This is a genomic window from Haloferax sp. AS1 (assembly GCF_014530665.1).
In the GTDB taxonomy this organism is placed as follows: domain Archaea; phylum Halobacteriota; class Halobacteria; order Halobacteriales; family Haloferacaceae; genus Haloferax; species Haloferax volcanii.
Genome location: NZ_SPSA01000001.1, coordinates 2663887 through 2683632 on the forward strand (window position 1 = coordinate 2663887; position 19746 = coordinate 2683632).

Here is a 19746-nt window from a genome sequence, read left to right on the forward strand (position 1 = left end):
GCCGCCCTCAGGGCGACACCCGGGCGACCCATCGCTCGGGCGCGTCCAGTTCCGCGTCGGTCGGTAAGTTCTCCGGATGGTCCCACACCCGCGACGCGGCGGCGACGCCGCGCTCGTCGGCGACGTGCTCGAAGAAGCGAGCGCCGCGTTCGTACTGCCGGCGCTTGAGGCCGAGTCCGAGGAGCCGACGCGCGAGTTTGGCGACCGGGCCGCCGCCCTGCCGACGCTCGTCGAGCTTCCGGCGGAGGTCCTCGTAGTCGTCGTCGAACGCCCGGTCCATCAGCAGTTCCGCGTAGCCCTCGACGGCGGTCATCGCCGTGTCGAGTTCGCGGAAGGCGTCGCGGTCGAGGTCGCCGTCGACGAGGGCGTCGACCCCGCGTTGCATCCGCGATTCGAGATGCGTCGAAAGCCACGGGGCCGCGCCGAACTCCGCGGCGTGCGACACCTCGTGGAAGGCAATCCAGCGGCGGAACCGCGGGTAGTCCACGTCGAGGCTGTCGGCGACCCGGCGGATGTTCGGGTGGACGAAGTACAGTCCGTGGTCGTCGTCGCCGTCGGCGAGGAGCAGCGGGTCGTACTGGCCGAGGACGTTGTTGCCGAGAAACGAGAGGACGAAGGCGAACGACCCGGTGTTGACGGCGCGCGTGAACCCGGGGAGCACGGTGGGGCCGTGTTCCTCGAACGGGACCATCACCCGGCGGAACGTCGCCACGTTCGCGTCTATCCAGTGGTGTCGGTTCTGGACTTCGACGACCTCGGGCACGTCGAACTCCACCTCGGCGACGGCCGCGAGGCGGTCGCGCGCGTCGCGAACGTCTGCCGCGTAGCCCGCGCGCTCGGCGTCCGTGAGGTCGAGCGAGCCGGGGTCGGTCGCGGACTTCGCGGCCTCGGCGACGGCGTCCCAGTCGATGGTTCCGGAGCCGGTTGCCGAAGCGTCCGCGACCGCTCTGACGCTCCGAAAGAGGTTCATACCGTATCGTGGTGGGCCGGACGCAAAACGCTTCGGTCGGGGGAGTCCGACTCGCTAACTCGCAGACAGGACCGCCCCTAAGCACTATACCGAGTCGAACGTGGAAGGCGTATGGACCGAACCATCGACCACGTCGCGTTCGGTGGGACCGAACTGTACGAACTCCGGGCGGCCGCGAGCGAGGTCGGACTGACGCCGACGTACGGCGGCGAACACGGGACCGGGACGACCCACATGGCCGTCGTGCCGTTCCCCGACGGATCGTACCTCGAACTCATCGCGCCGACGCTCGGGACCGACGCCACGGACGCCGGCTTCTGGCCCGACTACCTCGCTGCCGACGCCGGCCCCGCGGCGTGGTGTCTGGAGACCGACGACGCCGCCGCCAGCGCCAAGACCGCCATCGACGCCGGCCTCCCCGTCGACGGCCCCCACGAGGCCTCTCGCGCCCGACCGGGCGGCCGCCTCGTCGAGTGGGACATGTGTTTCGAGGGGTCGGACCAGCGACTCCCCTTTTTCATTCACGACCGCACCCCGCGGGGCTACCGCGTCCCGGAGGCCGCGCCGAACGCGTCGCTTCGCGGCCTCCAGACCGTCGTCGTCGCCACCCGCGACCGCGAGGCGACCGCGGCGCTGTTCGCCCGGCGACACCGGTACCCCTCGCCGGTCGATATCAACGGCCCGTTTCCCGAGTTCGCCACGCTTCCGGGCACGCCGCTCGCCCTGTGCGAACCCGGCGACGGCGCGCTCGACGCGCGCATCGACGAGGTCGGAGAGGGGCCGTGTGCGTTCCTCGTCGGCGTCACCGACCTCGACCGCGCGCGCACCGCGCTGTCGCTCGGTCCCGAGATTCGATACAGCGACCGGCGCATGGCGTGGTTCGACCACGACCTGTTCGACGGTCGGTTAGGCGCGGTCGAACTGTCCTGAACCGACCGATTCCGTCCTGAAAAGCCTCGAATCACCGACCGATGCCGGACGGTCGGCTCAGGCGGCGCAGTTGTTCGGTCCGAGTTCGAGTTCGGTCGCCTCCTCCTCGCCGCCGACCGAGGCCCGCCCGGTGTTGATGTCGATGACGCGCTCGTAGTTCGCGGGCTTCTCGGGCGTGTCCTCGGTGACGCGGGCAACGAACGCCGACTCGTCCATCGACAGCACGTCGAGTCCCTCGCGCAGGTCGCCGAGCGTCGCGCTCACGAGTTCGCCCGGCGCGGCGACGCCGTAGCGCCCGTCCGCCCCGACGGAGACGTGGCCGGGGAGGACGCGCGTCTCGTCGGGCAGCGACAACAGCGTGTCGTGAAGCGTCTCGTAGAGGAGTTCCGCCCCCGTCGCGGCGTCCGAATCACCGAACTGGAGTTCCGTCCGGCCGACCGATTCGACGAACAGCGTGTCGCCGGTGAGGAGGAACCGACCGTCGACGAGGTAGTTCGTCATATCCGAGGTGTGCCCCGGCGCGTGCATCGCCTCGATATCGTAGTCGCCGACGGCCAGCGTCTCCCCGTCGTCCAGCGCGGTGAACTCGTACTCGACATCGCGGTCGGTCGCCTCCGCCCCGAGGTAGTACGGCACGCCGAGGCGGTCAGCGAGGGCTCGCCCGCCCGAGACGTGGTCGGCGTGGACGTGCGTGTCGAGCACACCAGCGACCGTCATCCCGGCGTCGGCGGCGACGAGTTCGAACTCGTGAATCTGCCGGGTGGCGTCCACGACGACCGCCTCGCGGGCCGACCGCGAGCCGACGACGTAGCCGAGACAGCCCTTTGCGCGGCGCTGGACCTGCGCGACGAACAGATCGTCGTCGCCGGTGTCGAGTTCGACTACCTCGTACAGCTTGCTCCAGTCTTCCATGCCGCCTTTGACGACCTCCACGTCGTCGTAGCCGCGTTCGGCCAGTTCGAACCCGAACGACGTCGAAGACAGCCCTTTCCCGCAGATGGCGACGACCGGCCCCTCCGCGGCGAGGTCGCCGACGCGGTCCCAGTCCCAGTCGCCGCCGAGTCCGTCGACGGGGTGGAAAGGGACGTTGACCGCGCCCTCGATGTGCCACGACTCGAAGCTCTCGGGCGGCCGCGTGTCGACCACGGTGAACGACTCTCCCGCGTCCACCCTGTCTGCGAGTTCGCCCACGGTGAGCTGGTGAAGGAGTTTGCTCATGTGTTTAGCTATGGGAACGGCGCACAAAACCGTTTGTGGCGGATGCGGGGCCGCGGTCTCGCGTGGCGTCGACTCGACTCGCGTCGGCGGCGTCGTGGCTGCACCGAACTGAGCGACAACGCCGCCGCTCACCGGGCGAGCGTCAGAAAAGTCGAATCGGAAGGTCGTCCCGAACTACAGTTCGGCCTCGAAGTCTTCGAGGGCGTAGACGGTGTCGGAGCCGCGGCGGTCGAGCGTCTCGTTGGCCAGCAGCCAGTAGACGACCGACAGCGCGCGTCGACCCTTGTTGTTCGTCGGGACGACGAGGTCGACGTTCGACGTCTGGTTGTTGGAGTCGCACATCGCGATGACCGGGATGCCGACCGTGATGGCCTCCTTGACGGCCTGCGCGTCACCAATCGGGTCGGTGACGACGACCACGTCGGGTTCGATGTAGCCGGCGTAGTCCGGGTTCGTCAGTGTACCCGGAATGAAGCGGCCCGTGCGGGCGCGAGCGCCGACGGCGTCGGCGAACTTCTCGGCCGGGAAGCGACCGTACTGGCGGGAGGACGTGACCAGAATCTGCTCCGGACTGTAATTCGCGAGGAAGTCCGCGGCGGTGCGGATTCGCGAGTCAGTCTGGCTGACGTCGAGCACGTAGAGCCCGTCGTCGCGGACACGGTGGATGAACCGGACCATGTCCTTGGTCTTCTGCTGGGTACCGATGTGGACACCGGCGGCCAGGTAGTCCTCGACCGGGATGAGCAGGTCGGCGTCTTCGTCGGGCATGACGTCCTCGTCGAAGGCCGGTTCCGGCTCTGCTTCTTCGGCCTCGGCGGCGTCGTCGGCCGCCTCGGCGGTCTCTGCTGTCTCGTCTTCGGTGGCGGCCTCGGCGGGTTCCGTCTCGGCGACCGCTTCGGTCTCCGTCTCGGGTTCCTCGTCTGCGACCTCCACCGCGTCGTTTTCGTTGTCGCTCATACTGCGTCGTCCGCGATGCGGATGAGTTCGTTCAGTTTGGCGGTTCGCTCGCCCTGCACCGTGCCAGTCTTGATGAACGGCGCGTCGGTTGCGACGGCGAGGTGTGCGATGGTCGCGTCTTCCGTCTCACCGGAGCGGTGAGAGATGACGGCGTCCATCCCGTTTCGGGAGGCCAGTTCGACGGCGTCGAACGCGTCGGTCAGCGTCCCGATCTGGTTCGGCTTGATGAGGATGGAGTTCGCGGCGCCCACGTCGATGCCGTCCTGCAGACGGTCGACGTTGGTGACGAACAGGTCGTCACCGCAGATGAGCGTGCGGTCGCCCACGCGCTCTGTGAGTTCCGCGAAGCCCTCGTAGTCGTTCTCGTCGAGGGGGTCTTCGACGTAGACGAGGTCGTACTCGTCGACCATCTCGGCGACGTAGTCGATCTGCTCGTCGGTCGTCTTCGTCTCGTCACCGTAGTGGTAGACGCCGTCTTCGAACATCTCCGAGGCGGCGATGTCGAGACCGAAGCCGATCTCGAAGCCGAGTTCGTCCTCGACGTCGGAGACCGCTTCGCCCATGATTTCGAACGCCTCGGCGTCGGAGACCGGCGGTGCCCACGCACCCTCGTCGCCCTTCGCGGCGGGTACGCCGCGCTCGTCGAGAATCTCGGACGCGCGGGCGTGGACCTTCGCGTTGGCGAAGACGGCTTCGGAGACGCTCGGCGCGCCGACCGGCGCGGCGAGGAACTCCTGGATGTTCGTCGCTTCCTTGGCGTGTTCACCGCCACCGATGACGTTCCCGAGCGGCGTCGGGAAGTTGTCGCCGCGGAACGCGCCGCCGAGATGCTGGTACAGGGGCGCACCGAGCACGTCGGCACCGGCCTTGGCCGCCGCCATCGAGATGGCGACCGCGCTGTTCGCGCCGATTTCCGAGAAGTTCTCGGAACCGTCGGCGGCGCGGAGCGTCGCGTCGACCTCGCGCTGGTTGCCCGCGTGGACCTCGTCCACGAGTCGGGGAACGGCGTGTCGCCGCGCGGCGGCGATTGCTTCGGTCGGCGGCAGTTCGATCGCCTCGTACTCGCCGGTGGATGCCCCGCTCGGGGCCGCAGCGCGACCGAACCCACCGGATTCGGTGAGCACGTCGGCTTCGACCGTCGGGTTTCCACGGGAGTCGAGCACGCGGCGCAGAGCTACGGATGTGATTCGAGTCATGTTGTCACTTACCCTCTCGTTTGACGGTGAACGGAAGTACACCTGCGTCGTACTCCTCAGCGGCGATTAATATCGGTTCTGTCTGTTCCGAATCGACGAGAACCGGGGCCCCGTAGGAGACCTGCAGCGCTCGCGCGCCGAGGATGCGTGCCTTCTCGTATCGGTTGTACCGTTGCATCATTGGTAGGGGGATACGACGTCCACGAGGTCCTTGTGCGACACCATCATCCGCCGGCAGCAGGCACGCGTGACCCCGAGGTCGTCGAGGACGTCAGCGGGGTCCTCGTCTCCCTCGCGAGCACGGGCTTTGAACTCGTCCCAGTGTTCGCCGATCACTGTGCCGCAGGTGAAACACCGGACGGGAATCATCATGGTTAGATCACCTCAGCGGTAGGACTTCTGGTAACGAGCGCGCGCGCCCGGTCCGCCCCACTTCTTGGGTTCGGACTGGCGAACGTCGTTGACCAGAAGCGAGCGGTCGAACTCCATGTACGCGTCGCGAAGCTCCGCGTCGTTCAGGTACTGCACCAGCCCACGAGCGAGCGCGGTGCGGACTGCGTCGGCCTGACCGGCCACGCCGCCGCCGTTGACGCGCACGTCGATGTCGACCTGCGAGCGGAGGTCCTCGCCTGCGATGCGGAACGGCTCCAGCATCTTGAGGCGGGCCATCTCCGGCTCGACCAGCTCGACCGGCTGGGAGTTGATTCGGACTCGACCCTCGCCTTCACGCACGGTGGCGCGGGCGATTGCGGTCTTCTTCTTACCGGACGTGTTCGTTACCATGTGACGTTAGCACCCAGCTTCTCGGAGACCTCTCCGAGCGAGATGAACTTGATGTTCGAAAGGCGGTCCAGCGAGGTGTCTTCGAGCATCTCGCCGTCTTCGTCGTACGGATTGCCGACGTAGACGCGGACGTTCGAGAGCGCCTCGCGGCCGCGGGGCTTCTTGTACGGAAGCATGCCGCGGATGGCACGCTTGAAGATGCGATCGGGACGCTTCGGGTAGTACGGACCCTGGTCCGAACCGACTTCGACGCGCTTTCTGTACTTGGCCATCACGTCCTCTTCCGAGCCCGTGATGACGGCGTCTTCCGCGTTGACGACGGCGACCGTCTCGCCTGCGAGGGCGCGCTGTGCGACCTCCGAGGCGACGCGGCCGACGATGCAGTTTCGAGCGTCGACGACGACGTCTGCGTCGAATTCTGCGAGGCTCATCGGATCACCCGTACGTTGGACCCGTCGGGGTTCTGTTCAGCGAGTTGTTCTAGCGTCACGGTGTCGCCGACCTGCTCGATCTTCTTTCGAGCGGTGGACGAGAAGTCCACGGCCGCGACTGTGACGTTCTTCTGCAGCACACCGCTACCCAGCACCTTGCCGGGCACGACGACGGTCTCGTCTTCCTGAGCGTATCGTTCGATACGACCAAGGTTGACTTCCGCGTGGGTGCGCCGTGGCTTTTCGAGACGGTCCGCGACATCCTGCCAGACGTTGGCACCGGACTCACGCGAGACCGCCTTCAGCTCGGCGATGAGACTGTTGAGTCTCGGGTTCGTCTTACTCATTGTCTACCTCCAGAGAGAAAGCGGAGTGCAGGGAGCAGGATTTGAACCTGCGGACTCCTATGAGACAGCGCCCTGAACGCTGCGCCGTTGGCCAGACTTGGCTATCCCTGCAAGCATTCCGCTGTACTTCATGCCCCGTAAAAACACCTTCGGTCCGACCCGCCGCCGTGAGGGGGTCACACGCCACGCTATCGGTGGTTGTGACCCCTCGTGGGGCGGGCGAACGCCGGTGTTGGGACGGGGCAGTGTTCATTCTTACAGTGCGACCTTCTCTTCGAGTTCGGCCGCGCGGTCACCCAAGGAGGCGACGGCGCGCGTCACGAGCTCGTCGACGTCGAACGACCCGTCCGTCTCCACACTGAAGACGAACGCTCCGGGCACGTCGTGTACTTCGACCTCTTTACCGGGGTACCGCTCCGTCAGGTCGTTCCCGAACGTTTCCGTCGCGACGAGGTTGCCGTCTTCGGCGTCCCCCTCGGCGTGCTCCGCCGCGGCCTCTTCGATGACGCCGCGGAGGATGTTCGGTTCCTGTTCATCGAACTCGCCGGCGTCGCCGACGACCTCCACGCGCTGGAGGTGTCGGTAGCCGACGGCGACCCCGCCTTGGTTCTTGGCGTGGTCTTTTCCGTAGCCGAGGACGGCGTCGGCCTCGAACTCGAGGCGCTGGCCCTCCTTCAGCTCGATGATGGGGATGTTCTCGTCCGCCGGGACGACCATGTCGTCCGCGGATTCGATATCCCCGGAGTAGGCGGTTGCCGGCCCGTCGACTTCGAGCGCGACGGTGACGGTGTCACCGGGTTCGAAGTCGTCGAGAGGCGTGGTCAACGGAACCAGACCGAGACGAAGCCCGATCATCTCGTCGAACATGACCGAGGTGTTCTCCACGAACCGAACGGTGTCGATGGAGAACGTCGGCACGTCGGCGACCATCGCCCGGCGAATGCCGTTGGCTAGCGCCGGGGTCAGACCGCGCGCGACGAAACGGGCGCGTCGGTCTTCGCGTTCGATGAACTCGACCTGGAAGTCGTTTACCATGGTGTGTTAGAGTCGGCTGTTTTTCGGCGCGCGAGTTCCGTCGTGCGGAATCGGCGTCACGTCCTCGATGCGACCGATCTCGAGACCGGCGCGAGCGAGGGCGCGAATCGTTGCCTGTGCGCCGGGTCCGGGGCTCTTGTTACCGTTGCCACCGGGACCGCGAACGCGGACGTGCAGACCGGCGATACCGGCCGCCTTGATCTGGTCGGCGACGCTCTCTGCCATCTGCATGGCCGCGTACGGAGATGCCTCGTCACGGTTCTGCTTGACGACGGAACCACCGGACGACTTGACGATCGTCTCGGCGCCCGTGATGTCAGTCACCGTGATGAGCGTGTTGTTGAACGATGCGTGAACGTGGGCGATGCCCCACTTGTCACCGGTTTCGGATTCGCTCATTCTTGGGCCTCCGCGCGCTCAGGGTGCAGTTCGTCCGCGAGCTTCGACGTCTCGTCGAACGCCACGGTGTCCTCTTCGTCGACCTCGACCTTGCGGGAGGGGACGGTCGTCCGCGCACCGTCGACGGTCACGTGACCGTGGACGATGAACTGACGGGCCTGCTGGGGCGTCTGTGCGAGCCCCTTGCGGTAGGCGACCGTCTGGAACCGACGTTCGAGGATGTCGGTCACGTCGAGACGCAGCGTCTGGGAGATGTCGTCCTCCGCAGAGAGGATGCCGTAGCGGCGCATGCGCGCCATGAACTCGGCACCGAGCGACTCGGCTTCTTCGACGTCGCCCTGGGCCTCGCCGAGGAGGCGTCGCGCCTCGCGGCGGAGGTTGCGCAGTTCGGACTGCGCGCGCCAGAGCTCTTCCTTGTTCTTGAGACCGTACCGAGAGAGGAGGTCCGATTCCTGTGCGATGCGCTCGCCCTGGAACGGGTGGTTCGGGGTCTCGTAGAACTTGGTGTTGTTACCCGTCGTCATTCTTCAGCCTGCGCCTCCTTGATCTCCTCGACGTTGACACCGATGGTGCCTTCGGTACGTCCAGTGGACTTCGTCCGCTGGCCGCGAACCTTCTGGCCGCGCTGGTGTCGAACGCCCTTGTAGGAGCTGATCATCTTCATGCGGTTGATATCATGCCGCCGCTTCTCTTCGAGGTCCGAACCCGTGATGTGATCGGTGTCACCGGAGAAGAAGTCCTTCCGTCGGTTTGCCATCCACTCGGGGGCGTGGTCCTCGAAGTTCTCGACGACATCGACAACGGAGTCGATCTCGCCTTCGGGGAGCTTACCGAACAGCGCCGTTCGGTCCACTCCCGCGGCGTCGGCGATGATGCGCGCTGTGCGCTTGCCGATACCCTTCATGTCCGTCAGACTGCGCTCTACCGTCTTCGTTCCGTCAAGGTCGGTCTGACCAATTCGGATGAAGTAACGGAGGTCCTCTTCCTCCTCCGGAGAGCCGTCCTGTGGTTCTTCTGCACTCATGACTTTGGAAGTCGTGTTGTGAGCGTTGCGGCGGGGATTCGAACCCCGGGGGCTTGACGCCACTGAGTTAGCAACCCAGCGCCTTGGGCCAGGCTTGGCTACCGCAACACTTCGGTCGTGTTAGTTTCGCCCTTCCGGACTCGGGGACGACATTCCCCTACATCGATTGCATCCGTTACGAGACGGGGGCATTACTTAAATATCACGAAAGGGACCTCGCGTGACAGCCCGAGTCACCGCCGCTCGCCGCCGAATCGTGGTATGGTACACCACCTCTCCAAAATCATAAGAACTCTGGTTACGTATTCCCGTCAATGAGTTCGACAGAGTCCGCGACCGCGCCGACGAAGCCCGTTCGAATCGACACCGTCGAGGAACTCGACGCCCTCGTGGCCGAACACGACCGCGTCCTCCTCGACATCTACACGAAGGGCTGTACGCTGTGTCAGAGCATCGAACCCGTCCTCGGCAACGTCTCGAAAGCAACCGACGTGGTCGTCGCGATGCTGAACCCGCAGACGGATATGTCGGTCGCAGAGCGGTACACGATTCGGAGCGTCCCGACGCTCCTCCTGTTCGAAGACGGCGAACTCGTCGACCGCCTCGCCGACGGCTTCCAAGGGGCGCAGGCGGTCGTCGACTTCGTCGAGAAAGAGCGGTAAGGTCGGGTCGCGTCAGTTCGGCGTGGACTCCGTCGGGGGTTCGGACGGGGGCACTCTTTCGACCCCGCGGTGGCATCTCAGCGGTCGGCCGGGTCGTCGAGAGGGGTCGTACACCAGTGGCAGAAGTCGATGTCGGCGTCGACCTCGCGACCGCATTCGGGGCACGTAACGGTGGCCGCGTCGGGGTCGGCGACGGGGTCGGTGACGGTGGCCGCCGACTCCTCGGCGTCTTCGACGGCGGAGCGGTCCGCCCGCGCCGCGGCCTGCCGCAAGCCGAGGAAGAAGGCGTCGAGGACGCTCGCGAAACTCACCACGAGGATAGGGACCAGTTCCCTGAGCACCGCGGCGAACTCCGACGGCGGGATGACCGCACCGCCTGTCAGCGGGTCGAACGCCTCCGCCGGAACGAACAGCGCGGACACCGCGAACGTGAGAAGCACCCAGAACGCGGCCCGCCGCCAGCGTCGTAGATACAGATGCCCGAGACCCGTGATGACGAGGCCGAGTATCGCGGCGAGCCAGGGGCGGAGTTTCGTGAGTGCGGACATACGTGGACTCGATTGGGATTCGCTCATGAGAGTTCCGTTCGTAAAGCGTCGGTGGAGTCGCGGTCGGGGTCGGGGTCGGAAGCCGAAGCCAGTTCGCGTGCGATGCAGCGGCCGGGGAGCAGTAAACGGATTCGACGGGTCGGCTTGTGGAGGTTCGGGCGGTCCGTTGCGGCCGCCCGCACGCCCGAGCAACACGCGACGGTTCGTGGTGCGCACGTATAAATTGAACAGAACTACAAACGGATTCGGCGTTTCATCGTCGCCCGCGCGGCCCGGAAGTCTCGCCGTCGCCCACGCTCGGTGGGACGACGAGTGTCGGAACCTCGGCGTGGCGGACGACGCGACCGGCGACGGTTCCGGCGGCACGGTACCCCGCAAGCCGAGCCTCGTCGTCCCCACCGACGCCGAGGACGACCGCGTCGGCTCCCGTCCGTTTGACGTGCGCCAGCAGCTCGGTCGCGGGGACGCCGGTTCGGACGGTTCCGCCTGACTCGACTGCGTCTCTCGCGGCCGCGGCGGCGACGGCGTTCACGCGGGCTCTCGCCTCGTTTTCGAGCGTCCTGCACGCCTCGCGCGACGCGGTTTCGGCACCGCGCTCGTCGACGACCGCGAGCGGTTCGAGAACCCCGCGGGTCGCCGCAGCGATGCGACGAGCCAGCGTCTCGGCCGACGCGGACGGCGCTCCGTCGGCGGCGAGGAGCGCCACCCGCCGGTACGTCGGCCGGGGTGATGCCGACGGGACGACGAGCGTCGGAACCGGCGGCGCGTCGAGGACGCGCTCCGCGACCGACCCGACGAGGAACCGACCGGGACCCGAGCGGCCGTGGCGGCCGAGGACGAGGAGGTCGCCGTCACCGACGACGCGTTCGACCGCTGTCGCGGCCGGCCCGCCGACGACTTCCGAAGTCAGACGAACGCCCGCGAGGAGCGCCCGACGCGTGACCGCGCCGACGGCTTCCTCCGCTTCGAAGGCGGCGCTGGCGGACGCTCCGGCGGTTTCGGTTTCGGTTTCGGTCGTCTCGGTCGCGGAGGACTGCGGCGTGCCGGTCGCGGAGACGGCGTGGAGCGACGCGTCGAGGACGCGGGCGAGAAACAGCGCGTGGGCCGCGGCGGTCGCCGCGGAGGCGCTTCCGTCCGTCGCGAGAACCACTCGCTCGACGGTGACAGTCATGCGCCCCGAGAGGTCGTCGGAGGAGAAAAACTCGCGCGTCGGAGGGGCGTTCTCAGGCCCCGATGTACTCTTCGTTTATCGTCCAGCCGTCGTCGCCGTCGCGGACGAGGTACTCGCCGTAGTACGGCACGCGGTTTTCGACGACCGCTTCGAACGTCTCGCGGATGTCCTCGCGGGTCATCTCGCCCATCGGGCGTAGGTCGTCGTTGCGGTTGAGACAGCCCTTCAGGTATCCTTCGTGCGTCACGCGCACGCGATGGCAGTTGGCGCAGAACTCGGGGTTCTCGACGGGGTCGACGATTTCGACCATGCCCTCGCCGACGTAGTAGCGGCGGCGGTGGTGCATATCGCGGACCTCCACCTCGTCGGCGAGGTCGGTCAGCCACCGGTGGACGCGCTCGATGTCGATGTTCCACTCCGGCTTGCCCGTCAGTTCGGGCATGTACTGGATGAGTTGGAGCTGTAACCCCGGGTTTTCTGCGACGTACTCGACCATCTCCTCGACGTGGCCCGCGGTCTTCGTGAACACGACCATGTTGAGCTTCACGGGCGTGAGGCCGGCGTCGACGGCGGCCTTGACGCCCTCCATCACCTTGTCGTACGCGCCGGACTTCGTGATTTGCGCGAACGCCTCGGGGTCGAGGGCGTCCTGCGAGACGTTCACCCGGTCGAGGCCGGCCGCGACGAGGTCCTCGGCGCGGTCGCCGAGGAACGTCCCGTTGGTGGTGAGCGAGGTCTCCATCGAGTCCGGCGTCCGCCGGATAATCTCTTCGAGGTCCGCGCGGAGCATCGGCTCGCCGCCGGTGAACTTCACCTTCTCGACGCCGTACTCCTCGACGACTTCGAGAAACCGGACCACGTCGTCGGCGCTCATCTCCTCGTCCGAGGCGTCCATCGGCCCGCGGGTGTCGCCCAGCCCCTCGTTGTGGCAGTAGACGCAGTCGAAGTTACACCGGTCGGTCAGAGAGATTCGAACGCCGGTTACCTCGCGGCCGAAGTCGTCCACCAGCACCATATACCGAATCCTGGGAGCGTACGTTGATAAATTCGCTGTCGATGACCGTGGCGTGGTAACTGGAATCCGTTACGCTCTCGGCGTCTCGAAGCCGGTGTCGGTCGGGTCGTCGCCTGCGACCGTCACCGCGCGACGAGACCTTACAAAACCCTTATCGGCCGCACCGCCGGAGTGACGGACATGGACGAAGCCGACGTACGCGACCGCTTGCGTGCGGTCGAGGACCCCGACCTCGGAGACGACGTCGTCTCGCTCGGACTGGTGAACGCCGTCGAGGTGGACGGCGACACCGTCCGTATCTCGCTCGCGCTCGGTGCGCCGTACTCCCCGGCGGAGACGGACATCGGCCGCCGAATCCGCGAGGTGCTCGCCGAGGACGGGCTGGAGGTCGACCTCACCGCCAAAGTGCCGACCGACCGCGACCCCGACGAGGAGGTGCTCCCCGGCGTGAAGAACATCATCGCCGTCGCCTCCGGGAAGGGCGGCGTCGGCAAATCGACGGTCGCCGTGAACCTCGCGGCCGGCCTCTCGAAGCTCGGCGCGCGCGTCGGCCTGTTCGACGCCGACATCTACGGGCCGAACGTCCCGCGGATGGTCGCCGCCGAGGAAGCGCCGCAGGCGACCCAAGACCAGACCATCGTCCCGCCCGAGAAGTACGGGATGAAGCTCATGTCGATGGCGTTCCTCGTCGGAGACGACGACCCGGTCATCTGGCGCGGCCCGATGGTCCACCAGCTGCTCACCCAACTCGTCGAGGACGTGGAGTGGGGCAGCCTCGACTACCTCGTGCTCGACCTGCCGCCGGGCACGGGCGACACCCAGCTATCAATCCTCCAGACGCTCCCGCTCACGGGCGCGGTCATCGTCACGACCCCGCAGAACGTCGCCCTCGACGACGCCAACAAGGGCCTCCGGATGTTCGGCAAGCACGACACGAACGTCCTCGGCATCGTCGAGAACATGAGCACGTTCCGGTGTCCCGACTGCGGCAACCGCCACGACATCTTCGGCGCGGGCGGCGGCCGCGAGTTCGCCGCCTCGAACGACCTGCCGTTCCTCGGGGCGCTCCCGCTCGACCCGGCCGTCCGCGAGGGCGGCGACGGCGGCAAGCCCATCGTCCTCGAAGACGACGACGAGACGGCCGACGCGTTCCGCGTGATGACCGAGAACATCGCCGACATGGTCGGTGTCGTCCAGCGACGGACCGTCAGCGAGCGATGAGCGACGACGGGCGACCCGACGCTGACGCGGACGTGGACACCGACGCTGACGCCGGGGCGGACACCGACGGCGATGCCGAGGAGGTCGACTGGGAGATGGCCCCGGACTCCGACGCCGACTTCCCCGCGGACCCCGAGCGCGTCGCGTTCCTCCGCGAAATCGCCGACGACATCTACGGCGAGTCCTCCGAGAGCCGGCAGGTGTCGGCCATCCTCTACCGCGTCAGCGACCTCTACGACCCCGACGGCGACACCTCGCCCGAGGAGATTTACCTGAACGTCCGCCACATCATGGACATCAAGGCGCAGGGCGGCATCGACCGCTGAGCCGTCCGAGACCACGTCTCTCCAACACTCCGCCCGGCGTCCGCCTCCGGACGTTCACTTCCGCTTTCTTCGAGTCCGCGATTCGACCGCTAGCGTCGTCTCCGGGGACTCACTTGCCAGTCCACTTCGTGTTCACTTTCACCACGGACTGAAAGCCGGGGAGCGCTGAACCTGCGCGGACCGGGCGGGTTTTGGTTCCGGAGCCGAATTCGAGGGTGTGGACGCACACCAACGCCAGTTCCGGAACCCCTTCTCGATGGACACCGACTGCACGAACTGCTCGGCGCTCTGCGAGACGCGCGAGCAGGTCGTCCACGGCTACGGCGACGTGGGCGCGGAGTTCCTGTTCGTCGGCGAGGCTCCGACCGCGGCCGCCGAGCGGACCGGCGTGCCCTTTACCGGCGACGAGGCCGGACGGCGCGTCCAGCGCATCCTCGGCGACCTCGGCTTCGTCCGGTCCGAGCCGGACGCCGACGAGCCGGACGTGCAGAACGTCTTTTTCACGTATCTCACGCGCTGTCGACACCCCGACCGCGGGCCGAGCGACGACGAGGTTGCGACCTGCGAGCCCTACCTGAACGCGGAGATTCGGATGATAAACCCGCACATCATCGTCCCCGTCGGACAGGCCGCGCTGGAGGCGCTCGCGTTCGATTACACCACGCGCGCGGCCGACAGCTTCGACGTCGACGCGGAACACGCGACGACCATCCGCGGCCGCGGCTTCGAACTCGTCCCGATGAAGGAGCCGGAGCGCCTGACCGACGCCGACGCCGAGGCGTTCGTCGAACACGTCCGCGAGTCCGTGTTCGGCCGGGACTACCGGCAGACGAAGGGACGGCAGAGTCGCTGAGTCGGGCGGACGATTCCCGTCGCGTCCGGGGCCGCGTCCCGCAAGCGGCGGGTTCAAGGGTTCCCCGGCGCGAGGGGAGGGTATGACGGTCATCGCCGTACTCGCCGAACCGCCGCGGCCGGGACTGGTGCTTTCGGAACTCGCGGAGACGAGTCCGCTCTCGGAGGCCGAAGCCGCGGACCTCTACGCCGCGATGCTCAAAGACGTCTGTATCGCCGTCGAGCGGTCGGGCGGCGACCTCCTCGTCAACTACCGCGCCGAGGACGACCTCCCCGACGAGTTCGCCGGGGACCACGACTCGGAAGCCGAGATTCGGAGCGTCGTCGCCGACGCCCTCGGCGGCACCGACGACGCGCGGTTCGAACCGCAGGTCGGCTCGACGTTCTCCGCCCGCGCGGGTAACACCGTCTCGCATCTGCTCAACGAGGAGGAGGTCCACTCGGCGGCAGTCGTTCGACCCATCGCGCCGCTGCTCGGCCGCACGCACCTCGACAGCGCGGCGATGAAGCTCCGGAGCACGCCGGTCGTCCTCGGCCCCTCGACGGAGGGCCGCGTCTACTTCTCGGGCTTCCTCGACCCCATCGACTTCACCGACGCCTACGCGGAGCCGGAAGTCGAGACGCTCGCTCGCCGCGCCGACGACGCGGGTCACGGCCTCGACTACGTCCCGATGCTTCCGGTCCTCGAAACCGGCGCGGACCTCGCCACGGTCGTGCCGATGCTCCGGTCGCGGGTCGAATCCGAGCGGCTCGTCCCCGAGCACACGACGACGTTCGTCTTCGAGAAGGGACTCCGGGTCGAGTCGACCGACGGCGTGCTGGAACTCGTCCGCGACTGAGCGAAGCGACAACTCTTAGGTATCCGACTCAAAATCCCCGTGTGAAGGTGGGATGGCGGAGTGGCCTAACGCGCCTGCCTTGAAAGCAGGTTTCCTCACGGAATCCTGGGTTCAAATCCCAGTCCCACCGCATTTTCCACGAACCCTACGCCGCGCAGTGGCATCTGCGCGGCTCTGTGAGTGGACATCGGAGACGGACTGGGATTTGAAGCAGGGAGCGGAGCGAACGACGTGAGCGGAGCGAGTGAGGTTCAACTCCCAGTCCCACCGCATCCACTCCAAGCGACACCAACGACCCCGAAAAAGCGACCCACAGCCCTCGACCCGTTCAGAACCGGTACGCCATCATCACCTCGTCGACGTGTTCGTCACCGATGGTGTAGTGGTCTCTGCGAATCGCTTCGGTCTCCCAGTCGTGGTCGCCGAGGAACTCCAGCGCGCGGTCGTTCGTCATCGGGACGCTGTTGTACACTTTCCGGAAGCCGTTGGCTTCGGCCCAGTCGAGGCCGCGGCGCAACAGGAGGCTGCCGATGCCCGCCCCGCGGTAGTCCTCCTTGACGCCGACGGTCTGCTGGGCGGTCTCGCGGATGCGCGACACCTGCGGGAGGTCGAGGTGCGTCCAGCCGACGACCTCCTCGCCGAGCGTCGCGACGAAGAACACGCGGGACTCGACGCGGTTGTGGCGCGTGACCGCCTCGTCGTAGAGGAGTTGTTCGGCGATGGTCTCGGCGACGACGTACGTCTCCTCGGAGGTCACGTCTCGAATCGCGTCGATGAGGCCCTCGAAATCGCGTTGACGGCCGGGCCGGATAGTGACGATGCCGGCGTCGGTGTCGTGTTCCTCGATGGTGCCTACGTCGAGCGCCAACTGGAGCGTGCCGCCGTCTTCTTCGAGGTAGCCGCGCGATTTCAGTCGGTCGAGTTCGGTTCGGAACTCGTCGGACGGCACGGGCGCGACGTCGAGGAGGACGTTTCGCTTGGCGGTGCCGTGCCGCTCGACGTACTCGTAGATAACCTTGCTCGCCTCGGATTCGAACGTCGGGCGCTCGGTCGCTCGCATGACTCCAAGAACCATGGCGTGCCACGCGTATATTTCTTGTTCATCGGTAGCAAACACCGTGACCACGCGGCGTTCCGCATGACAGATATCAACAGATGCGTAACGGCTTTGAATCGGCCTGCCAACACTCGGGTATGGATTGGCCACACGACCCGGACGGCGAAGAGGGGAGCGAAGGCGGACGCAAGTACGGCCAGGCGGTCATCGCGAAGAAGGTCGACGAAGACGAGGACTTCCCGCTGAACAAAGCGGCGTTCGTCGAGGAGTACGGCGACCACCCCATCCGACTCGACTCCGAGCGCGTCGTCTCGCTTTCGGACATCTTCGAACACGTCGAAGGCGAGGAGTTCGGCGACTTCGTCGAACTACACAAGGCCGTCGGCAAGGCGATGCGCGAAAACGACTTCTGGTTCTACGAGGGCGCAGACCAGTTCGTCACCGGCAAGAAAGCGTAGTCTTCGAAGCTCGAACGTTCGACCCGCGACGGCGAGTTAGTTTCCGGACCCGCGGAACGAGGTCCGCTCTTGGACTTCCCGCTCGATAGCGTCGCGCTCCCAGGTGCGCGTCTCGTCGCCCTCGACTTCGGCTTGCACCTTCTCTTCGAGCAGCGTGACGGCGACGCTGTTTGCCCCTTCGGGGATGATGAGGTCGGCGTGTTTCTTCGTCGGTTCGATGAACTGCTCGTGCATCGGCTTGACCGTCGAGAGGTACTGGTCGATGACGCCCTGGAGGTCGCGCCCGCGGTCGATGGCGTCGCGCTGGATGCGCCGGAGGATGCGAACGTCGGCGTCGGTCTCGACGTAGAGCCGAAGGTCGAGCATCTCGTTTACGTCCTCGTCGTAGAGCGCGAGAATCCCTTCGAGAATGATGACGTCGGTCGGCTCGACGGTCTCACGCTCGGACTTTCGGTTGTGAATCTCGAAGTCGTACTGCGGCATCTCGACCGCCCGTCCCTCCATGAGCTCCGAGAGCTGTTCGTACAGCAGGTCCCACTCGAACGCGGAGGGGTGGTCGTAGTTCAACTGCTCGCGTTCGGCCATATCGAGGTGACTCTGGTCTTTGTAGTAGTTGTCAATCGGAATCCGGGTCACGGACTCACCGACGTTCTCCGTGATGAGTCGAGCCACGGTCGTCTTTCCGGCACCGCTGCCCCCGGCGATACCGATGACGAACGACGGGATGGTCATTGTCCCAAAGACGCCCGCGAACGGGTTTGAACGCAGCGGTTCGCCGGCTTCGACTGACGAGTATATAAAACACATTGACAGGCAGTTTCACACAACCGATTCTCGCGCCGCCGTCGGTCGCAATTATCATGGCTTTTCAAACGCAGGAAGTAAGTTTTATAAGCGGGAGTTGCCATTGGCTTTCACATGGTACGTGATATCGTACGCCGCGACTTCCTCAAGGGAGTGGGAGCCGCGGGCGCGGCAGGCTTGACTGGCTTATCCGGATGCATCGGTGGCGGCGGTGGCGGTGGCGGCGGCCCCGAAGGGCTCGTCGTCATCGGCTACCCCGAAAGCGGTATTCAGCTGTTCCGCGACTATTACAGCGCGTCCGACGGGAGCGAGGAGATACTCGTTCCCGACGGGATGCGCTCCGGGTCGATGCCCGGGCAGGTCGGCAACGACATGGCGAACGTGACCGGGACGGCACCCGCAGCGGGCGGCCCGAACCAAGACACGTTCAATCAACTGTTCGAAGACGAGTACGACGCTGCGCCGGGCGTCTTCACGTCGCAGACGTACGACTCGGTCGCGATTCAGCTTCTCGCGAACGCCGCCGCGGGGGAAAACTCCGGGCCGGCCATCAAAGACCAGATGCGGCGGATGGCGAACCCCGGCGGGATGACCGTCGGCCCCGACAACCTCGTCGAGGGCGTCGAGGCCGCCGCGAACGGCGAAGACATCGACTACCAGGGCGCGTCGTCGTCCGTCAACTTCGACGAGAACGGCGACCCGGCGGAAGCCGCGTACGCCATCTGGACGTTCGACGCCGACAACAACGCGACGAGCCAAGAGGACGTCCAGAGCTTCGAAGGCGACAGTCCTGACGGCTCCGGACCGGCGGCCGACAGCGGCCCCGGCGGTTCCGACCGCGAGATGTCGATCGGTATCCTCCTGCCCGAGACCGGCGACCTCGCGGCCGTCGGTGCGCCGATGATTCAGGCCGGTCAGATTCCGGTCATGCAGGTCAACGACGCCAACCCGGCCGGACTCTCGGTCAACGCCCAAATCGAAGACACCCAGACGTCCCCGGACGCCGGTGTCTCCGCCGCGCAGTCGCTCGTCTCCGCGGGCGTTCCGTCCGTCTGTGGGTCCGCGTCGTCCGGCGTGAACGTCCCCGTCTCGCAGCAGGCGTTCATCCCGAACGAAATCGTCGGCTGCTCGCCGTCCTCGACGGCGCTGTCCGTCTCGAACCTCGACGACAACGACTTCATCTTCCGGACCGCGCCTTCGGACTTCTTGCAGGGCCGCGTCATGGCGCAGGTCATGGCCGAGCGCCTCGAAGCCAGTTCGGTCTCGACGCTGTACGTCAACAACGACTACGGCCAGCAGCTCTCGGAGCGCTTCGCGAGCGTGTTCAGCGACTCGTTCGACGGCGAAGTGTACAACCAGGTCGCGTTCAACATCGGCGAGTCGTCGTACTCCTCCGTCATCGAGACGGCGCTCTCCGGCCCGGATAGCTAAGACCGACCCGACAGACCCGATTTTTTCTTCGTCGCCGCCGACGCGAGCGGCCGCGCTCGGCTGTCGCGCACG

The 19746-nt window shown here is 66.4% G+C and carries 26 protein-coding genes and 3 tRNA genes; 9 read left to right on the top strand and 20 right to left on the bottom strand.

Features of this window, described 5'->3' with window-relative positions; all coding sequences use genetic code 11:
• Positions 1-7: 7 nt before the first annotated feature.
• Positions 8-970, bottom strand: a complete 963-nt coding sequence (locus E4P24_RS14025) for a zinc-dependent metalloprotease (RefSeq protein WP_004061336.1) — start codon at positions 968-970, stop codon at positions 8-10.
• 111 nt (positions 971-1081) lie between these two features.
• On the opposite strand from E4P24_RS14025, the gene E4P24_RS14030 reads away from it, so the two are divergent.
• Positions 1082-1900 (top strand): VOC family protein, encoded by an 819-nt coding sequence (locus E4P24_RS14030; protein ID WP_188148608.1) that lies wholly within the window; start codon positions 1082-1084, stop codon positions 1898-1900.
• 57 nt (positions 1901-1957) lie between these two features.
• On the opposite strand, the gene E4P24_RS14035 is transcribed toward E4P24_RS14030, so the two are convergent.
• The 14 genes from E4P24_RS14035 to E4P24_RS14100 all read right to left on the bottom strand — a co-directional run bounded on the left by E4P24_RS14035 (position 1958) and on the right by E4P24_RS14100 (position 9398).
• Positions 1958-3118, bottom strand: coding sequence for a rhodanese-like domain-containing protein (locus E4P24_RS14035; RefSeq protein WP_188148609.1), 1161 nt, complete (start codon positions 3116-3118; stop codon positions 1958-1960).
• Between the two features lie 174 nt (positions 3119-3292).
• Entirely contained in the window at positions 3293-4075 is a 783-nt protein-coding gene (gene rpsB / locus E4P24_RS14040; RefSeq protein ID WP_004043019.1) for a 30S ribosomal protein S2, read from the bottom strand.
• Entirely contained in the window at positions 4072-5271 is a 1200-nt protein-coding gene (gene eno, locus E4P24_RS14045) for a phosphopyruvate hydratase (RefSeq protein WP_004043020.1), read from the bottom strand. The genes rpsB and eno overlap by 4 nt, the downstream gene beginning before the upstream one ends.
• A 4-nt stretch (positions 5272-5275) precedes the next feature.
• On the bottom strand, positions 5276-5452 hold the full coding sequence (locus tag E4P24_RS14050; protein WP_004043021.1) for a DNA-directed RNA polymerase subunit K: 177 nt from the start codon (positions 5450-5452) through the stop codon (positions 5276-5278).
• Positions 5449-5643 (bottom strand): DNA-directed RNA polymerase subunit N, encoded by a 195-nt coding sequence (locus tag E4P24_RS14055; RefSeq protein ID WP_004061330.1) that lies wholly within the window; start codon positions 5641-5643, stop codon positions 5449-5451. Before E4P24_RS14055 ends, E4P24_RS14050 begins: the two co-directional genes overlap by 4 nt.
• Before the next feature lie 12 nt (positions 5644-5655).
• Positions 5656-6054, bottom strand: coding sequence for a 30S ribosomal protein S9 (locus tag E4P24_RS14060; RefSeq protein WP_004043023.1), 399 nt, complete (start codon positions 6052-6054; stop codon positions 5656-5658).
• Positions 6048-6485, bottom strand: a complete 438-nt coding sequence (locus tag E4P24_RS14065) for a 50S ribosomal protein L13 (protein ID WP_004061328.1) — start codon at positions 6483-6485, stop codon at positions 6048-6050. Before E4P24_RS14065 ends, E4P24_RS14060 begins: the two co-directional genes overlap by 7 nt.
• Entirely contained in the window at positions 6482-6832 is a 351-nt protein-coding gene (locus tag E4P24_RS14070; RefSeq protein ID WP_004043025.1) for a 50S ribosomal protein L18e, read from the bottom strand. The genes E4P24_RS14065 and E4P24_RS14070 overlap by 4 nt, the downstream gene beginning before the upstream one ends.
• A gap of 26 nt (positions 6833-6858) precedes the next feature.
• Positions 6859-6943 (bottom strand) — tRNA-Leu (locus tag E4P24_RS14075).
• 144 nt (positions 6944-7087) lie between these two features.
• On the bottom strand, positions 7088-7867 hold the full coding sequence (locus E4P24_RS14080) for a DNA-directed RNA polymerase subunit D (RefSeq protein ID WP_163489555.1): 780 nt from the start codon (positions 7865-7867) through the stop codon (positions 7088-7090).
• 6 nt (positions 7868-7873) lie between these two features.
• Positions 7874-8266 carry a 30S ribosomal protein S11 gene (locus tag E4P24_RS14085; protein WP_004043027.1) on the bottom strand — a complete coding sequence of 131 codons (393 nt, stop codon included), beginning with the start codon at positions 8264-8266 and terminating at the stop codon, positions 7874-7876.
• Complete coding sequence (locus E4P24_RS14090; RefSeq protein WP_004043028.1) at positions 8263-8790, bottom strand: 30S ribosomal protein S4; 528 nt, start codon at positions 8788-8790, stop codon at positions 8263-8265. Before E4P24_RS14090 ends, E4P24_RS14085 begins: the two co-directional genes overlap by 4 nt.
• Positions 8787-9290, bottom strand: coding sequence for a 30S ribosomal protein S13 (locus E4P24_RS14095; RefSeq protein WP_188148610.1), 504 nt, complete (start codon positions 9288-9290; stop codon positions 8787-8789). The genes E4P24_RS14090 and E4P24_RS14095 overlap by 4 nt, the downstream gene beginning before the upstream one ends.
• Before the next feature lie 23 nt (positions 9291-9313).
• A tRNA-Ser gene (locus tag E4P24_RS14100) sits at positions 9314-9398 on the bottom strand.
• 206 nt (positions 9399-9604) lie between these two features.
• Here E4P24_RS14100 and E4P24_RS14105 point away from each other — a divergent pair.
• Positions 9605-9952, top strand: coding sequence for a co-chaperone YbbN (locus tag E4P24_RS14105; protein ID WP_004043030.1), 348 nt, complete (start codon positions 9605-9607; stop codon positions 9950-9952).
• A gap of 77 nt (positions 9953-10029) precedes the next feature.
• Here the strand turns inward: E4P24_RS14105 and E4P24_RS14110 are convergent, their stop codons facing one another.
• The 3 genes from E4P24_RS14110 to moaA form a co-directional block, all read right to left on the bottom strand.
• The gene (locus tag E4P24_RS14110) at positions 10030-10500 is read right to left on the bottom strand and encodes a zinc ribbon domain-containing protein (protein ID WP_004061325.1); all 471 of its coding nucleotides are present in this window, start codon (positions 10498-10500) and stop codon (positions 10030-10032) included.
• A gap of 253 nt (positions 10501-10753) precedes the next feature.
• Positions 10754-11671 carry a universal stress protein gene (locus tag E4P24_RS14115; RefSeq protein ID WP_188148611.1) on the bottom strand — a complete coding sequence of 306 codons (918 nt, stop codon included), beginning with the start codon at positions 11669-11671 and terminating at the stop codon, positions 10754-10756.
• 52 nt (positions 11672-11723) lie between these two features.
• Positions 11724-12686 carry a GTP 3',8-cyclase MoaA gene (moaA, locus tag E4P24_RS14120; protein ID WP_008576166.1) on the bottom strand — a complete coding sequence of 321 codons (963 nt, stop codon included), beginning with the start codon at positions 12684-12686 and terminating at the stop codon, positions 11724-11726.
• Between the two features lie 180 nt (positions 12687-12866).
• Here moaA and E4P24_RS14125 point away from each other — a divergent pair, with 180 nt between their 5' ends.
• The 5 genes from E4P24_RS14125 to E4P24_RS14145 all read left to right on the top strand — a co-directional run bounded on the left by E4P24_RS14125 (position 12867) and on the right by E4P24_RS14145 (position 16054).
• On the top strand, positions 12867-13907 hold the full coding sequence (locus tag E4P24_RS14125) for an Mrp/NBP35 family ATP-binding protein (RefSeq protein WP_188148612.1): 1041 nt from the start codon (positions 12867-12869) through the stop codon (positions 13905-13907).
• Positions 13904-14233 (top strand): hypothetical protein, encoded by a 330-nt coding sequence (locus E4P24_RS14130; protein ID WP_004043035.1) that lies wholly within the window; start codon positions 13904-13906, stop codon positions 14231-14233. The genes E4P24_RS14125 and E4P24_RS14130 overlap by 4 nt, the downstream gene beginning before the upstream one ends.
• A 217-nt stretch (positions 14234-14450) precedes the next feature.
• The gene (locus tag E4P24_RS14135; RefSeq protein WP_115802785.1) at positions 14451-15086 is read left to right on the top strand and encodes a uracil-DNA glycosylase family protein; all 636 of its coding nucleotides are present in this window, start codon (positions 14451-14453) and stop codon (positions 15084-15086) included.
• Positions 15087-15168: 82 nt separating this feature from the next.
• Positions 15169-15924, top strand: coding sequence for a hypothetical protein (locus E4P24_RS14140; protein ID WP_004061319.1), 756 nt, complete (start codon positions 15169-15171; stop codon positions 15922-15924).
• 46 nt (positions 15925-15970) lie between these two features.
• Positions 15971-16054, top strand: a tRNA-Ser gene (locus E4P24_RS14145).
• A gap of 198 nt (positions 16055-16252) precedes the next feature.
• On the opposite strand, the gene E4P24_RS14150 is transcribed toward E4P24_RS14145, so the two are convergent.
• Positions 16253-16984 (bottom strand): GNAT family N-acetyltransferase, encoded by a 732-nt coding sequence (locus tag E4P24_RS14150; protein ID WP_004043038.1) that lies wholly within the window; start codon positions 16982-16984, stop codon positions 16253-16255.
• A gap of 134 nt (positions 16985-17118) precedes the next feature.
• Between E4P24_RS14150 and E4P24_RS14155 the strand changes: the two genes are divergently transcribed.
• On the top strand, positions 17119-17439 hold the full coding sequence (locus tag E4P24_RS14155; protein WP_004061318.1) for a DUF5785 family protein: 321 nt from the start codon (positions 17119-17121) through the stop codon (positions 17437-17439).
• A 36-nt stretch (positions 17440-17475) separates the two neighbouring features.
• Here E4P24_RS14155 and udk read toward each other — a convergent pair whose 3' ends face one another.
• On the bottom strand, positions 17476-18171 hold the full coding sequence (gene udk, locus E4P24_RS14160; protein ID WP_115802784.1) for a uridine kinase: 696 nt from the start codon (positions 18169-18171) through the stop codon (positions 17476-17478).
• A gap of 186 nt (positions 18172-18357) precedes the next feature.
• Here udk and E4P24_RS14165 point away from each other — a divergent pair, with 186 nt between their 5' ends.
• Positions 18358-19674, top strand: a complete 1317-nt coding sequence (locus E4P24_RS14165; RefSeq protein ID WP_115802783.1) for an ABC transporter substrate-binding protein — start codon at positions 18358-18360, stop codon at positions 19672-19674.
• The last annotated feature ends 72 nt before the right edge of the window (positions 19675-19746 follow it).

What these genes read in the sequence shown, in the direction of transcription:
- eno (WP_004043020.1), bottom strand. Translation starts at nt 5,271, where the DNA reads ATGACTCGAATCACATCCGTAGCTCTGCGCCGCGTGCTCGACTCCCGT.
- E4P24_RS14150 (WP_004043038.1), bottom strand. Translation starts at nt 16,984, where the DNA reads ATGCGAGCGACCGAGCGCCCGACGTTCGAATCCGAGGCGAGCAAGGTT.
- E4P24_RS14055 (WP_004061330.1), bottom strand. Translation starts at nt 5,643, where the DNA reads ATGATGATTCCCGTCCGGTGTTTCACCTGCGGCACAGTGATCGGCGAA.
- rpsB (WP_004043019.1), bottom strand. Translation starts at nt 4,075, where the DNA reads ATGAGCGACAACGAAAACGACGCGGTGGAGGTCGCAGACGAGGAACCC.
- E4P24_RS14125 (WP_188148612.1), top strand. Translation starts at nt 12,867, where the DNA reads ATGGACGAAGCCGACGTACGCGACCGCTTGCGTGCGGTCGAGGACCCC.
- E4P24_RS14140 (WP_004061319.1), top strand. Translation starts at nt 15,169, where the DNA reads ATGACGGTCATCGCCGTACTCGCCGAACCGCCGCGGCCGGGACTGGTG.
- E4P24_RS14105 (WP_004043030.1), top strand. Translation starts at nt 9,605, where the DNA reads ATGAGTTCGACAGAGTCCGCGACCGCGCCGACGAAGCCCGTTCGAATC.
- E4P24_RS14030 (WP_188148608.1), top strand. Translation starts at nt 1,082, where the DNA reads ATGGACCGAACCATCGACCACGTCGCGTTCGGTGGGACCGAACTGTAC.
- E4P24_RS14085 (WP_004043027.1), bottom strand. Translation starts at nt 8,266, where the DNA reads ATGAGCGAATCCGAAACCGGTGACAAGTGGGGCATCGCCCACGTTCAC.
- E4P24_RS14165 (WP_115802783.1), top strand. Translation starts at nt 18,358, where the DNA reads ATGGTACGTGATATCGTACGCCGCGACTTCCTCAAGGGAGTGGGAGCC.
- E4P24_RS14115 (WP_188148611.1), bottom strand. Translation starts at nt 11,671, where the DNA reads ATGACTGTCACCGTCGAGCGAGTGGTTCTCGCGACGGACGGAAGCGCC.
- udk (WP_115802784.1), bottom strand. Translation starts at nt 18,171, where the DNA reads ATGACCATCCCGTCGTTCGTCATCGGTATCGCCGGGGGCAGCGGTGCC.
- E4P24_RS14060 (WP_004043023.1), bottom strand. Translation starts at nt 6,054, where the DNA reads ATGGTAACGAACACGTCCGGTAAGAAGAAGACCGCAATCGCCCGCGCC.
- E4P24_RS14025 (WP_004061336.1), bottom strand. Translation starts at nt 970, where the DNA reads ATGAACCTCTTTCGGAGCGTCAGAGCGGTCGCGGACGCTTCGGCAACC.
- E4P24_RS14095 (WP_188148610.1), bottom strand. Translation starts at nt 9,290, where the DNA reads ATGAGTGCAGAAGAACCACAGGACGGCTCTCCGGAGGAGGAAGAGGAC.
- moaA (WP_008576166.1), bottom strand. Translation starts at nt 12,686, where the DNA reads ATGGTGCTGGTGGACGACTTCGGCCGCGAGGTAACCGGCGTTCGAATC.
- E4P24_RS14110 (WP_004061325.1), bottom strand. Translation starts at nt 10,500, where the DNA reads ATGTCCGCACTCACGAAACTCCGCCCCTGGCTCGCCGCGATACTCGGC.
- E4P24_RS14050 (WP_004043021.1), bottom strand. Translation starts at nt 5,452, where the DNA reads ATGATGCAACGGTACAACCGATACGAGAAGGCACGCATCCTCGGCGCG.
- E4P24_RS14090 (WP_004043028.1), bottom strand. Translation starts at nt 8,790, where the DNA reads ATGACGACGGGTAACAACACCAAGTTCTACGAGACCCCGAACCACCCG.
- E4P24_RS14080 (WP_163489555.1), bottom strand. Translation starts at nt 7,867, where the DNA reads ATGGTAAACGACTTCCAGGTCGAGTTCATCGAACGCGAAGACCGACGC.
- E4P24_RS14035 (WP_188148609.1), bottom strand. Translation starts at nt 3,118, where the DNA reads ATGAGCAAACTCCTTCACCAGCTCACCGTGGGCGAACTCGCAGACAGG.
- E4P24_RS14130 (WP_004043035.1), top strand. Translation starts at nt 13,904, where the DNA reads ATGAGCGACGACGGGCGACCCGACGCTGACGCGGACGTGGACACCGAC.
- E4P24_RS14155 (WP_004061318.1), top strand. Translation starts at nt 17,119, where the DNA reads ATGGATTGGCCACACGACCCGGACGGCGAAGAGGGGAGCGAAGGCGGA.
- E4P24_RS14070 (WP_004043025.1), bottom strand. Translation starts at nt 6,832, where the DNA reads ATGAGTAAGACGAACCCGAGACTCAACAGTCTCATCGCCGAGCTGAAG.
- E4P24_RS14065 (WP_004061328.1), bottom strand. Translation starts at nt 6,485, where the DNA reads ATGAGCCTCGCAGAATTCGACGCAGACGTCGTCGTCGACGCTCGAAAC.